The organism is Pseudomonas sp. YH-1, from assembly GCF_051990045.1.
Classification (GTDB): domain Bacteria; phylum Pseudomonadota; class Gammaproteobacteria; order Pseudomonadales; family Pseudomonadaceae; genus Pseudomonas; species Pseudomonas nicosulfuronedens.
The window spans coordinates 5980628-5993594 of the sequence record NZ_CP178184.1 but is presented as its reverse complement, the minus strand read 5'-3'; the positions used below and the strand labels follow the sequence as shown (position 1 = coordinate 5993594).

The window sequence follows — 12967 nt, the reverse complement described above, 5'->3', positions numbered from 1 at the left end:
TTTCTTCACGCTGTTGCCGTCATATCCGTGCTGTCATTCCGGCTCAAGGCCGCTACGCAGGTATACAAGGACGATGTCTCAACACTCGCAATTCGCCCTGCTGGGCACCAAGCGATTCCTGCCCTTCTTCATCACCCAGCTGCTGGGTGCGTTCAACGACAACATCTTCAAGCAGTCGCTGATCCTGGCGATCCTCTATCACCTCACCATCGGCGGTGACCGCAACCTGTTGGTCAACCTCTGCGCGCTGCTGTTCATCCTGCCGTTCTTCCTGTTCTCCGCCCTGGGCGGACAGTTCGGCGAGAAGTTCAACAAGGACGCGCTGATGCGTGCGTTGAAGCTGGCCGAGATCGTGATCATGGCGGTAGGCGCCGCGGGCTTTGTATTCGGCAGCCTGCCGCTGCTGTTCCTCGCGCTGTTCGCCATGGGTACCCACTCGGCGTTGTTCGGCCCGGTGAAGTACTCGATCCTGCCGCAGCACCTGCGCGAGGACGAACTGGTGGGTGGCAATGCCCTGGTGGAAATGGGCACCTTCCTCGCCATCCTCTGCGGCACTATCGGTGCGGGCGTGCTGATGTCGCGGCAGGACTATGCCGCAGGCGTCGGCATCGCCGTGGTGCTGGTGGCCGTCTGCGGCTTTCTCGCCAGCCGCAACATCCCCCGTGCCGCCGCCGCGCTGCCGGACCTGAAGGTCGACTGGAACATCTTCCGCCAGTCCTGGAGCATCCTCCTGCTCGGCCTGCGCCAGCGCCCGGCGGTGTCGCGCTCGCTGGTGGGCAACTCCTGGTTCTGGTTCCTCGGCGCGGTCTACCTGACGCAGATCCCGACCTACGCCAAGGAGCTGCTGCACGGCGACGAGAGTGTGGTGACGCTGATTCTCACGGTGTTCTCGGTGGGTATCGCGCTGGGCTCGATGCTCTGTGAAAAACTCTCGGGCAAGAAAGTGGAGATCGGCCTGGTGCCCTTCGGTTCCATCGGCCTGAGCCTGTTCGGCATCCTCCTGTGGTGGCATTCGGGCGGCTTCCCGCAGGGCGAGCAGCCCTACAACTGGCTGGCGGTGCTGGAGCATTCGCAGTCGTGGGCAGTGCTGGCGGACATCCTCGGCATCGGCATCTTCGGTGGCTTCTATATCGTGCCGTTGTATGCACTGATCCAGGCGCGCACCGAGGAGGACAAGCGCGCACGGGTGATCGCTGCCAACAATATCCTCAACGCGCTGTTCATGGTGGTCGCGGCGATCGTCTCGATCCTGCTGCTGTCGGTGGCGAAGCTGACGATCCCCGAGCTGTTCCTCGTGCTCTCGCTGATGAACGTCGCGGTGAACGTGTACATCTTCAAGATCGTGCCCGAGTTCACCATGCGCTTCCTGGTCTGGCTGCTGACCCATTCGATGTACCGGGTCGACCATCGCAACCTCGAAGCCATCCCCGATGAAGGCCCGGCCGTGCTGGTTTGCAACCACGTGTCTTTCGTCGATGCGTTGCTGATCGCCGGCTCCGTGCGTCGTCCGGTACGCTTCGTCATGTACTACAAGATCTTCCGCATTCCGGTGCTCAACTTTATCTTCCGCACCGCGGGCGCCGTGCCCATCGCCGGACGTAACGAAGATGCCGCGACCTACGAGAAGGCGTTCGCCAAGGTCGCCGAATACCTGCGCGAAGGGGAGCTGGTATGCATCTTCCCCGAGGGCATGCTGACCCTGGACGGCGAGATGAACGAGTTCCGTGGCGGCATCGAGCGGATCATCGAGGAAACCCCGGTACCGGTGATCCCCATGGCGCTACAGGGACTGTGGGGCAGCTTCTTCAGTCGCGATCCGCAGAAGGGCTTCTTCCGTCGCCTGTGGTCGCGGGTCTGCCTGGTGGCGGGTCAGCCGGTGGCACCGGAGGCGGCCAAGCGCCTGGTGCTGCAGGAGCAGGTCGCGGCTCTGCGCGGCGCGGCCCGCTGACTTTATTGGCGGCAAAGAAAAAGCCCCGGCAATGCCGGGGCTTTTTCATGGGCGTGTCGTGGTTCAGATAACCTGAACTTCGTCAGCCTGCAGGCCCTTCTGGCCTTCAACCACAACGAAGGAGACCTTCTGGCCTTCCTGCAGCGATTTGAAGCCGGTGCCCTGGATGGAGCGGAAGTGCACGAAGACATCGTTGCCGCTTTCCGGAGTGATGAAGCCGAAGCCCTTGGCGTCATTGAACCACTTGACGGTGCCGGTCTGACGATTCGACATGGAAATACACCTTGAACAATTGAATATTGTTTTGCGGAAAAGTCCGCGCTCGTCCTGAGTTGCAAGGTGCAGTCGAAGCCGGGCGGCGGGGCATGGCCCCACCTGGTCACGAGCCACAGTGACCCAAGCAAACACAGTGGCCCGCAGCATACCGACAAATTTTCGGGAAAGCGACAGCCCGCCGGTATCGAGAACCGATACAGCGTCAGTGGCTCAATTTCAGGCCGACCAGTCCGCACAGGATCAGCGCAACGCTGAGCAGGCGTACCGGCGCCATGGACTCGCCGAACAGCACGATGCCGACGATGACGGTGCCCACTGCGCCAACGCCGGTCCAGATGGCGTAGGCGGTGCCCAGCGGCAGATTTCTCATGGCCAGGCCCAGCAGTCCCATGCTGGTGATGATCGCCAGCACGGTCAAAGCGGTCGGTATCGGACGGGTGAAACCTTCGGTGTATTTCAATCCGACGGCCCAGGCGACTTCGAACAGGCCGGCGACGAACAGGATGATCCAGGACATGGAGCTCTCCAGACGGTGGATGGAAGAAAGGGCCGTCCCCGCTGGAGCACCGGAAGGTGGTGAGGTCGTCCTCACAATGTGCATTATTTTGCACAAATGTGGGGCGCCGGGCAACCCGGCGCCGGCCTTCTGCCCTATTGCGGGGCGGTCTTCTGGACGGGTGGATCGTCGGTCATGCGGCGGAACCAGGTGGAAAGCGTGGCGCCGGAGATGTTGTGCCAGACGCTGAACAGCGCGCTGGGCACTGCCGCCAGCGGTGAGAAGTGGGCGCTGGCCAGGGCCGCGCCGAGGCCGGAGTTCTGCATGCCGACTTCCAGCGCCAGTGACTTGCGCTGTGCCAGCGGCAGGCGGAAGACCTTGGCGGTGAAGTAGCCGAGCAGGAAGCCAAAGCCGTTGTGCAGGATTACCACGGCCATGATCAGCAGGCCGGACTCGGCGATCTTCGCCTGGCTGGCGGCGACCACGGCGGCGACGATGATCACGATGGAAATCACCGAGATCAGCGGCAGCACATCGACCACGTGACGAACTCGCGCCCCGAGCATGCGCTGGGCGACGATGCCGAGGACGATGGGTACCACGACGACCTGCAGGATCGACCAGAACAGGGCGCCGAAGGACACCGGCAGCCAGGCCGAGGCCAGCAGCCAGATCAGCGTCGGGGTGAGCAGCGGGGCGAGGAGAGTGGTGACGCCAGCGATGGCCACCGACAGCGCCAGGTCACCGCGCGACAGCCAGGTCATCACGTTGGAGGCGGTGCCGCTGGGGCAGCAACCGACCAGGATGACACCCACGGCGATTTCCGGCGGCAGCTGCATCAGTTGGCAGAGCAGCCAGGCCATGCCCGGCATGATGACGAAGTGGGCGATCACGCCGAGGGTGACACGCCAGGGGTGCCGGGCGACTTCGGCGAAGTCCTCGACCTTGAGCGTCAGGCCCATGCCGAACATCACCACGCCGAGCATGGGCACGATAGCGACGGTGAGCGGAGTGAACAGGGAGGGGGCGAAGAAAGCCAGGATGGCGAAGAGCAGCACCCAGAGAGCGAAGGTGTTGCCCATGAAGCGGCTGAGCAGGATGAAAGCACGCATGGGCCGTCCTTCTCTTTAATGTGGGCCTTGCTGTGTTGTCAGGCGCCGCGCGGAGGCGGCGCCTGATGGGGCATCAGATGCCTTCGGGCATCGCTTCGCCACCGAGCGCTTCGATCAGTGCCGGAATGAACTCGGCGAAGGTCAGCATCATCAGGGTGAAGCTGGCGTCGAGCTGGCCGAGGGCGTCTTCGCCGCCGTCCTGCTCCGCCTTTTCCTGCAGCATGTCTTCGAAACGCAGGCGCTTGATCGCGACCTTGTCGTCGAGCACGAAGGACAGCTTGTCCGACCAGGCCAGGGACAGCTGGGTGACCAGCTTGCCGGAGGTCAGGTGCAACTGGATTTCCTCGCTGGTCAGGTCCTGGCGCTTGCAGCGCACCACGCCGCCATCTTCGTGGGTATCACGCAGCTCGCACTCGTCGAGGACGAAGAAGTCGCCGGCGGCTTCCTGGGTCTTCACCCAGTCGGTCAGGGTGGCGGTCGGCGCGGTCTTCACGGTCAGCGGACGAACCGGCAGCGAGCCCAAGGCTTCGCGCAGAGTGGACAGCAGGTCTTCGGCCTTCTTCGCGCTGGAGGTATCGACCAGGATCAGGCCGAGGCTCGGGGCGATGGCGGCGAAGGTCACCGAACGGCGGATGAAGGCACGCGGCAGCAGGGTCTGGACAATCTCGTCCTTGAGCTGGTCGCGCTCCTTTTTATAGACCTTGCGCATCTGCGCAGCTTCGATCTCGTCGACCTTCTCCTTGAGTGCGTCACGCACCACGCTGCCAGGGAGGATGCGCTCTTCCTTGCGCGCGCTGACCAGGAAGAAGCCTTCGCTGGCGTGCACCAGCGGGGCGTCCGGGCCCTTGCCGAAAGGTGCGGAGAAACCGTAGGTGGTCAGTTCCTGGCTGGCGCAGGAGCGCGCCGGCTTGCTGGCCAGGGCCTTCTCCAGGGCATCGGCGTCGATCTGCAGATCCTGGGTGAGGCGGTATACGAGCAGGTTGCGGAACCACATGAGGGGCTAACTCCTGGACACAAAGGATGCATTATTCCGTTCGGCGCGGTTCAGGCCAACCCCGTTTCGTCATTCGCGCTCTTCATCTAAGCCTTTGGAACATCTGAAAAATTTTTTCATCCGGGGGCTTGCCAGGTGCAAATGTCCTCCGTAGAATGCGCCCCACTTCGAGACGAAGGGTGATTAGCTCAGCCGGGAGAGCATCTGCCTTACAAGCAGAGGGTCGGCGGTTCGATCCCGTCATCACCCACCACTCGAGGTCCGACGCAGCGGTAGTTCAGTCGGTTAGAATACCGGCCTGTCACGCCGGGGGTCGCGGGTTCGAGTCCCGTCCGCTGCGCCACAATTCGAAAAGCCCTCAGGTAGCAATACCTGAGGGCTTTTTCTTTGCCTGCCTTTTATCTGCAAATGCTTTTCCCGCAAAAGCTCCCCGCCGAAAGTTGCCCGCTTCGATCACAGCGATTTCGTGCTGGCCGTCTGACTTATCCTGTTAATTTTCTTATAAGTTTGCTGTGGGAACTTCTCCCTTGGCAGTGGTTCCTATTGCCCATAGCCACTGGCCACGAGCGCCTGATAAGCTCGCGGCTTCATTACTTCAGCCATGACGGCGCAAAGACAAGGATTCAGCATGAAACAACATCGGTTGGCGGCAGCGATCGCGCTGGTCGGCCTGGTTCTCGCGGGCTGCGACAAACAGGCCGCCGAAGTGGAACTCAAGACTCCTGCGCAGAAAGCGTCCTACGGCATCGGCCTGAACATGGGCAAGAGCCTCGCCCAGGAAGGCATGAATGACCTGGATTCGAAAGCCGTCGCCCTGGGTATCGAAGACGCTGTCGGCAAACAGAAGCAGAAGCTGACCGACGAAGAGCTCACCGAAGCCTTCAGCGCCCTGCAGAAGCGTGCTGAAGAGCAGGTCGCCAAGAAGAATTCCGAGGCGCTGGAAGCCGGCAAGAAATTCCTCGAGGAAAACGGCAAGCGCGAAGGCGTGGTCACCACCAAGTCCGGCCTGCAATACGAAGTCGTGAAGAAAGCCGACGGCGCACAGCCCAAGGCCACCGACGTCGTCACCGTTCACTACGAAGGCAAGCTGGTCGATGGTACGGTCTTCGACAGCTCCATCCAGCGTGGCAGCCCGATCGACCTGCCGGTTGGCGGCGTGATTCCGGGTTGGGTCGAAGCCCTGCAACTGATGCACGTCGGCGAGAAGATCAAGCTCTTCATCCCGAGCGAGCTGGCCTATGGCGCCCAGAGCCCGAGCCCGACCATCCCGGCCAACTCGGTCCTGGTGTTCGACCTGGAACTGCTGGCCATCAAGGACCCGAACCAGCCTGACGCTGCCGAAGCTCCGGCGGAAGAACCGAAGAAGTAACTGAGTACCTTCGTACCAGAGAAAACGCCCCGTTACCCACGGGGCGTTTTCATTTGTGCCGGGAGCGCTCTGGAACGCTGCGCTGACCACCGGGTCTGAAAGGGAGTAATCTTGGGGGTGGTGTTACCCTTATGCACATATTTGACGCAGTTGAAACAATGTCCTCCCCTTGACATTGATGAGCCCATCGCTTAGCCGCAACTGCATGATTTTTAACGCATTTACAGGGCTGAACAAAAAATCGCCGATCTGTCTGCAGGCCTCGTGGCTCGGGCGTTTTGGCGATATAGGGGGTGGCTTTCAACAGAGTTATCCACAGGAAAGGTGGATAACCTGACCCCGCTCTGTACGAATCTTCCTATCGAGGTGAGTCGATGAAAAAGCCTCCGGGATTTGACCGTTTCCTGAAGCTCGCCAGCCGTTTCATCGCTGGCGGGAGATTGCCGGCACTGCTGTTCGCGGTGTCGCGAAAGAGTGGCCGGGTCAAGCTGGCCAAGACCGATCTGAAGCTGCTGCAGGAGTTGCTGGTGGCCTGGGTGCGGGGCGATTACCGCGGCATCAGTTCCCAGGCGCTGGTCTCGGTGGTGGCGGCGCTGTTGTACTTCCTCTCGCCGGTGGACCTGGTGCCCGACTGGCTGCTGGGCGTCGGTTTCCTCGACGACCTGGCGGTGCTGGCCTGGGTGATCCGTCGCTGGCAATCGGAGATCGATGCCTTCAAGGTCTGGCGCGATGCGCAGGGAGTGGAAACCCGCGAAGCACTGAAGCAGCTCCCGCCGCCGGAAGCGATTCAGCGCCTTTGATGCAACCGTGCAGTCTGTTCGCCAAGCAGGCGCTGGATCGAGCCGTCACTCACCATCGCCTGCAGTACGGCATCCAGTCGTTCGGCGGGTAGCGGTAGTGCCGGGCCATACGAGCAGAAGATCGAGTAGCGCTGCACATTGCGGCTGTTGATCGCCACGGGCAGTTCGCGGTGCTGCGCGAGAAGGAACTCCAGCGGTCGGCGCATCTCGATCAGTGCGTCGAGACGATGGGCTTCGAGCATATGCAGGCGGGTATCCAGGTCGCGCACGTCGGTACGTTTCACCCGACCTTCAGCGAAGGCTTGCATCAGCGGCGCGGGATAGACGTAGCCCAGGCTGGTGCCGATGCGGATGTCGTGCAACTGCGCGAGGTTGTCCACAGGCGGCGCGTCTGCACGCTGGGCCAGGGCGTCTTCTTCCTCGAACAGGCTCGGCGACCAGTGCAGCTTCTCCGGTGCCTTCATCCACTGCGGATTGTTGATGCACAGCAGGTGGATCGCACCCTGGGCGAGTGCAGGTTCGGCGCGCTTGTCCGGCGTTTCGACGAAGCGAACCTCAAGCCCCAGATGCTGCCCGACGATTTCGCCCAGATCGCGGATGAAGCCAGGTGCCAATTCATGGTCGATACTTTCTGCGTAGGGCATGCCGTTGCTTGGCGAATAGCCCCAGCGCAGTTCCTCGGCGCCGCACAGGGCGCTGGCCAGGCATAGGCAGAACGGAAGGAAGCGTTGCAAGTCGGCCCCCCTGTCTGGTGGCGTGAGGCGGTGTGCAGTATAGCCGGCACAGGCACGCATCAGGCTGTTAAGATGGCCGTCTGCAAGGAGTGTTGTCATGAACGTGCAAGTGATAATGCGTGACGGCGAAGCGGAATACGCCGTGGTCCCCTGGGCCGAATACCAGGCATTGCTGGTAGCTGCCGGCCGAGGTGCCGCCCAGATCGTCAAACCGGTCGCCGCACCGGCACTGGACGAGAAGCCGGACTGGAAAACCCTGCGAGAAGCCCGTGGCTTATCCATTGAATCGCTGGCGCGTTCGGTGGGTATCAGTCCGTCCTACCTGGACCTGATCGAGAACGGCGAGCGCGAAGCCAGCGACGCCATCCAGCATGGCCTGCGTCGTGCCCTGGGCACTGGGGAGTCGGCTTCTTGAGCGTGCAGATCAGTCGCAAGCATTGGGAAGGCCTGCTCGGCGAGCTGGAAGACGCCCGCCGCCAACGCCATCTGCTCACCTACCGCGCGCTGATCGAGCGCCTGCAACTGCCGACTCCGGCCATGACTGTGCTGACCGCTGCGCTGGAACACCTGGCTGCGCTGGATGCCCGCGCCGGTCGTCCGCTGCGCAGCTCGCTGGTGATCAGCCAGGGTGCCAGCCGCCTGCCACGGACCGGCTTCTTCGAGTACGTCGAGCGACTGGGTCGTTTCTCCGGCGCGCCGGATGGCCCTGCTGCAGCGGGTTGGCACGCAGCAGAAGTCGCGCGCGTCTTCGAGTTCGAGTACCCCGAGGACCTCTGACGTGGCGACACCTCGCGAGCTGTTCTGGCGCCTGCGTGCGCGGTTGAGTTATGCCGTGGCGCGACGCCTGATGGGCTGGCCATGGATGGTTCGGCAGCCGCGTTCCTGGGCCTGGATGCAGGGCCAGTTTTCGCGCATGGCAGCGCTGGGGGACGTTGGTGCACAGAGCTTCTATGGGCACCTGCTGCTGTTCCGCGGGCAGGGTTACGGCGCTCGCGAGGAGGGCTTGCGTCTGCTGCGCCTCGCCGCTGCGGCGGGGGACGACAAGGCGGCTTACCAAGTGGGCGTGCAAGCGCTCAAGGGCGATACCCGCCATGCCGGTGATGCACAGGAAGCCGCGCGCTACTGGGGGCAGGCGGTCGAGGCGGGTCACCCGCTGGCGGCACGCAAGCTCGGCGAGTTGTATCGCAGTGGCGGCCCCGGCCTGGAGCCCGATGAAGCCCAGGCCGAGCACTACGAAACGCGTGCTCGCCAGCTGGGGCTTTGACTCATTCGGCGGTGAGGATGTGCAGGCTGTAGCCGGGCATATTCTTCGCGTGACGCTTGGCCTCCGAGGCCAGCCCGGCCAACTGGCTGGCATCCAGGCGCTGTCCGGCGCCACTCTTCACGTGCACCACACCAATCGACAGTGACAACAGCGGATATTCCTCGCGTCGCCCCTGGCGGTTGTGTGCGACGAAGCAGCCCGCGTCCAGGTGCTCGCGGCTGTAGAAGCGCCGGCACTGTCCCTGGAAATCCTCCAGCAGGTGATTGAGGCGTTCGCGCCAGTCCTGCGTCCCCAGCACCAGCATGAAGTCGTCGCCACCAATGTGGCCGACGAAGTCCCGCGTCGGATCCACCCGCTCGCCCAGGCACTGCGCCAGGCACAGCAGTACCTCGTCGCCGCGCGCGTAGCCGTAGAGATCGTTGAAGGGCTTGAAGCTGTCGATGTCGACGTAGCACACCACGGCTTCGCGGCCTTGCTGCAACAGACGTGACAGGCACTGCTGGATGGGGACGTTGCCCGGCAGAAGGGTCAGTGGGTTGGCGTGGCGGGCTTGGCGGATCTTCTGTTCGGTAATCAGCTTGAGCACATCGATCACCCGGCCCAGACCGAGGTAGCGGCCGTTCAGGGTGATGATGAAGTCTTCCTCGATGCGCTGCCGCGCGCGGCTGGTCAACAGGCGACTGACCTGCTGCAGCGACTGGCTGCGCTCCACCGCGAGGAAGTCATCGCTCATCAGTCGGCTGATCGGTTTGCGCGCGTACAGCTCCGGAGCGAAGGGCTTGAGCAGGGCGTCGGACAGCGCATGTCGGTGGACGATCCCCACCGGCTGGTCGTCGCGGTCCAGCACCGCCAGGGAGTTGAGGTTGGCCTGGGCGCGAAAGGCTTCCAGTACATCGCCGATAGGCGTGCTGTCGCGCATTGCCGGCTGCTCCAGCAACAGCGGTTCGAGGTCGGACTGATCTTCAGTGAGCAATGTCCCCGCGTTGTCCACCTCTGGCAGCAGGGCACGGGCATCGCGCGGAGGCGTTTCGTTAGGACGGCCGAGCAGGTAGCCCTGCACCAGGTCCACGCCCATCTCCGAAAGCACGGCCAGCTCTTCCGGAATTTCGATGCCTTCTGCAATTACCTGGGCGCGGGAGGCGTGGGCCATCTTCAGGATAGAGCCAACGAACTCGCGCTTCACCGCATCCAGGTGGATGCCTTCGATGAAGTGGCGGTCGATCTTCACGTAGTCGGGGCGCAGCTCGGACCACAGGCGCAGGCTGGAATAACCCGCGCCCAGGTCGTCCAGGGCGATGGAGAAGCCCATCGCGCGGTAGTGGTGCAGCGCAGTGTCGAGCAGGGTGAAGTCCTCGATGGGCGTCTGCTCGGTCAGCTCGATCACCACGTCGCTGGGCGAGATGCCGAAGGTCTGCAGCAACTGCAACGTGCGGCCGGGCTGGTGGGTGGGCTCCAGCAGGGATTCCGGCGACACGTTGAGGAACAGCTTGCCCTCCAGTTTCAGGTCGCGGAAGCGCGCGCAGGCCTTGCGCCGACAGAGCAGCTCCAGTTGGCTGAGGCGGCCGCTGCTGCGAGCGATGCTGAACAAGGGCAGGGGGGAGTGCAGGGGGCCATTGGACGGGCCGCGGGTGAGGGCTTCGTAGCCCACCAGACGCCTTTCCGAAAGCGACAGGATGGGCTGGAACAGGCAGTGCAGGTCGCCGTGAGCGAGGATCTGATCCAGCGCGCTCAACTGCTCGGTGACGGTCATGACGGTTCTCGGTGGCTGTAAAAAGCAAAAGGGCCGATTTCCCGGCCCTGTGCATTTCACGACAGCGTCATGACTGTTTGATTACATCCGATCAGTGTTTGGCGACCTGGGAGTCCAGATTCAGGTAGTCGATCAGGATGTGCCCGGACTCGGTGAGGTAGGCGTCGTCCTGCGGCTTGGTCTTGTCCTCTTCCGGCAGGGCGTTCTCGTCTTCCTTCTTCAGCTCCTTGAGCGGCTCCTGGCCCTTGGATTTGCGCAGGGCGTTCTCCATGGCCAGCTGGCGGTTCTCGATGCTGGTCTGCTGGGCGCGACGCTTGGCTTCGTTGAGGCTGACGGTCTTCTCCTTCATCAGCTCCTGGGCCAGGGCGAGACGCTCGCGGGCATAGACGAAGTCCGCGTTGTGCTCGGTGCGCGCGTCGTGGCGAGTGCGCAGCTGGTCGAGGAACGGCTTGAACGGATCGGCCTGGGCCTTCAGCGCGGGCTTGATGGTGTCCCACGGCATCGAGTCGGGCAGGGCGCTCTCGCCGATTTCCTTGTCGTCGACGATGGACGGGTAGCTGATGTCCGGGATCACGCCCTGGTGCTGGGTGCTCTGGCCGGAGACGCGGTAGAACTTGGCCAGGGTCAGCTTCAGCTCGCCATGGTTGAGCGGCTGGATGGTCTGCACGGTGCCCTTGCCGAAGGTCTGGCCGCCGACGATGAGCGCGCGGTGGTAGTCCTGCATGGCGCCGGCGAAGATCTCCGAAGCCGAGGCGGAGAGGCGGTTGACCAGCACGGTCATCGGGCCGGTGTAGAAGGCCTTGCCCTCGTCATCGTTGAGCACGTCGACACGGCCGTCGCTGTTGCGCACCAGCACGGTCGGGCCCTGGTCGATGAACAGGCCGGTCAGCTCGGTGGCTTCCTGCAGGGAGCCGCCGCCGTTGTTGCGCAGGTCGATGACGATGCCGTCGACCTTGTCCTTCTGCAATTCGGCGATGAGCTTCTTCACGTCGCGGGTGGTGGACTTGTAGTCCGGGTCGCCCGCGCGATAGGCCTTGAAGTCGAGGTAGAACGCCGGCACGTCGATGATGCCCAGCTTGTAGGGCTTGCCTTCGTGGTCGATGGTGATTTCGGACTTCTTCGCCGCCTGGTCTTCCAGCTTCACCGCCTCGCGGGTGATGGTGACGATCTTGCTGGTCTGGTCGTTCGGCGCGTTGGTCGACGGGATCACTTCCAGGCGCACCTGCGAGCCTTTCGGGCCGCGGATCAGCTTGACCACTTCATCCAGGCGCCAGCCGACCACGTCGACCATCTCGCCCTTGCCCTGGGCAACGCCGATGATCTTGTCGGAGGTGGCGATCTGCTTGCTCTTCTCGGCGGGGCCGGCCGGTACCAGGCGCACGACCTTGACGTAGTCGTTGTCGCTCTGCAGCACGGCGCCGATGCCTTCCAGAGACAGGCTCATGTTGATGTCGAAGTTTTCCGCGCTGTCCGGTGACAGGTATTGGGTGTGCGGATCATAGGTCTGGGCGAAGGCGTTGATGTAGGCCTGGAAGATGTCTTCGCTACGGGTCTGCTCCAGGCGCATCAGCTGGTTCTTGTAGCGCTTGGTCAGTTGTTCCTGGATGGCCTTGTTGTCCTTGCCGGCGATCTTCAGGCGAAGGACTTCGTCCTTCACCTTCTTGCGCCACAGGTCATCGAGCGCGGCGCTGTCTTTCGCCCAGGGCGATTTCTCGCGGTCGATTTCCAGTGACTCATCGGTGTTGAAGTCCATCTTGTCGACGCCCTTGTTCAGGGTGGCCAGGGCGAAGTCCAGGCGCTCCTTGAGGCGGTCGAGGTGACGCTTGTAGATGGTGAAGCCGGGCTCCAGTTCGCCGCTTTTCAGGAAGTCGTCGAACTGGGTGCGCCAGGGCGTGAACTGGTCGATGTCGGCCTGGGTGAAATACATCCGCGCCGGATCGAGTGTCTTCAGGTAGCTGTCGTAGATTTTCGCCGAGCGCTCGTCGTTCAGCGGCGGCTTGTTGTAGTGATGGCGCTTGAGCAGCTCAACGATGTTGAGGCTGGCGATCACCTGATCCCGGTCGGGCTGCAGACCGTCCCAGACGTTCGAGCTGGTGGTCGCCGCGAACGAGGAAAAGGCGGTTGCGCCGAGGATGAACAACAGGGCGGTACGGGGCAAAAATCGCTTCATGCTGATTCGACTGATCGCGGAGTTATGACGCATATTAGGCCTTAATTGGCGGCG

13 protein-coding genes and 2 tRNA genes are annotated in these 12967 nt (G+C 62.9%); 8 read left to right on the top strand and 7 right to left on the bottom strand.

Annotated features, from left to right (window positions below):
- The first annotated feature begins 73 nt into the window (after positions 1-73).
- On the top strand, positions 74-1948 hold the full coding sequence (locus ACKI1H_RS27575; protein ID WP_440466965.1) for an MFS transporter: 1875 nt from the start codon (positions 74-76) through the stop codon (positions 1946-1948).
- 63 nt (positions 1949-2011) lie between these two features.
- On the opposite strand, the gene ACKI1H_RS27570 is transcribed toward ACKI1H_RS27575, so the two are convergent.
- The 4 genes from ACKI1H_RS27570 to rdgC all read right to left on the bottom strand — a co-directional run bounded on the left by ACKI1H_RS27570 (position 2012) and on the right by rdgC (position 4826).
- On the bottom strand, positions 2012-2221 hold the full coding sequence (locus tag ACKI1H_RS27570) for a cold-shock protein (protein ID WP_045210321.1): 210 nt from the start codon (positions 2219-2221) through the stop codon (positions 2012-2014).
- A 205-nt stretch (positions 2222-2426) separates the two neighbouring features.
- A complete protein-coding gene (gene sugE, locus ACKI1H_RS27565) occupies positions 2427-2741 on the bottom strand; it encodes a quaternary ammonium compound efflux SMR transporter SugE (RefSeq protein WP_017522056.1) in 315 nt (104 codons plus the stop codon).
- A gap of 134 nt (positions 2742-2875) precedes the next feature.
- The gene (locus ACKI1H_RS27560; RefSeq protein ID WP_440466964.1) at positions 2876-3832 is read right to left on the bottom strand and encodes a bile acid:sodium symporter family protein; all 957 of its coding nucleotides are present in this window, start codon (positions 3830-3832) and stop codon (positions 2876-2878) included.
- A gap of 73 nt (positions 3833-3905) precedes the next feature.
- On the bottom strand, positions 3906-4826 hold the full coding sequence (gene rdgC, locus ACKI1H_RS27555) for a recombination-associated protein RdgC (protein ID WP_017522054.1): 921 nt from the start codon (positions 4824-4826) through the stop codon (positions 3906-3908).
- A gap of 177 nt (positions 4827-5003) precedes the next feature.
- On the opposite strand from rdgC, the gene ACKI1H_RS27550 reads away from it, so the two are divergent.
- The 4 genes from ACKI1H_RS27550 to ACKI1H_RS27535 all read left to right on the top strand — a co-directional run bounded on the left by ACKI1H_RS27550 (position 5004) and on the right by ACKI1H_RS27535 (position 6995).
- Positions 5004-5079: transfer RNA gene (locus tag ACKI1H_RS27550), tRNA-Val, on the top strand.
- A 13-nt stretch (positions 5080-5092) separates the two neighbouring features.
- Positions 5093-5169 (top strand) — tRNA-Asp (locus ACKI1H_RS27545).
- 285 nt (positions 5170-5454) lie between these two features.
- Positions 5455-6195: an FKBP-type peptidyl-prolyl cis-trans isomerase gene (locus ACKI1H_RS27540; RefSeq protein ID WP_138526342.1), complete on the top strand. Its 741-nt coding sequence runs from the start codon at positions 5455-5457 to the stop codon at positions 6193-6195.
- Positions 6196-6569: 374 nt separating this feature from the next.
- The gene (locus ACKI1H_RS27535) at positions 6570-6995 is read left to right on the top strand and encodes a YkvA family protein (protein WP_045210318.1); all 426 of its coding nucleotides are present in this window, start codon (positions 6570-6572) and stop codon (positions 6993-6995) included.
- On the opposite strand, the gene ACKI1H_RS27530 is transcribed toward ACKI1H_RS27535, so the two are convergent.
- Positions 6983-7729 carry a substrate-binding periplasmic protein gene (locus tag ACKI1H_RS27530; protein ID WP_246084942.1) on the bottom strand — a complete coding sequence of 249 codons (747 nt, stop codon included), beginning with the start codon at positions 7727-7729 and terminating at the stop codon, positions 6983-6985. The genes ACKI1H_RS27535 and ACKI1H_RS27530 overlap by 13 nt on opposite strands.
- A gap of 97 nt (positions 7730-7826) precedes the next feature.
- On the opposite strand from ACKI1H_RS27530, the gene ACKI1H_RS27525 reads away from it, so the two are divergent.
- The 3 genes from ACKI1H_RS27525 to ACKI1H_RS27515 all read left to right on the top strand — a co-directional run bounded on the left by ACKI1H_RS27525 (position 7827) and on the right by ACKI1H_RS27515 (position 8993).
- Positions 7827-8144 (top strand): helix-turn-helix domain-containing protein, encoded by a 318-nt coding sequence (locus tag ACKI1H_RS27525; RefSeq protein WP_440466963.1) that lies wholly within the window; start codon positions 7827-7829, stop codon positions 8142-8144.
- On the top strand, positions 8141-8506 hold the full coding sequence (locus ACKI1H_RS27520; RefSeq protein WP_138526344.1) for a hypothetical protein: 366 nt from the start codon (positions 8141-8143) through the stop codon (positions 8504-8506). The genes ACKI1H_RS27525 and ACKI1H_RS27520 overlap by 4 nt, the downstream gene beginning before the upstream one ends.
- 70 nt (positions 8507-8576) lie before the next feature.
- A complete protein-coding gene (locus ACKI1H_RS27515; RefSeq protein ID WP_440468917.1) occupies positions 8577-8993 on the top strand; it encodes a sel1 repeat family protein in 417 nt (138 codons plus the stop codon).
- Position 8994: 1 nt separating this feature from the next.
- Here ACKI1H_RS27515 and ACKI1H_RS27510 read toward each other — a convergent pair whose 3' ends face one another.
- Together ACKI1H_RS27510 and ACKI1H_RS27505 are read right to left on the bottom strand one after the other, a co-directional pair.
- Positions 8995-10743: a bifunctional diguanylate cyclase/phosphodiesterase gene (locus ACKI1H_RS27510; protein WP_138526346.1), complete on the bottom strand. Its 1749-nt coding sequence runs from the start codon at positions 10741-10743 to the stop codon at positions 8995-8997.
- Between the two features lie 91 nt (positions 10744-10834).
- A complete protein-coding gene (locus ACKI1H_RS27505) occupies positions 10835-12913 on the bottom strand; it encodes a carboxy terminal-processing peptidase (RefSeq protein ID WP_440466962.1) in 2079 nt (692 codons plus the stop codon).
- Between the last annotated feature and the right edge of the window lie 54 nt (positions 12914-12967).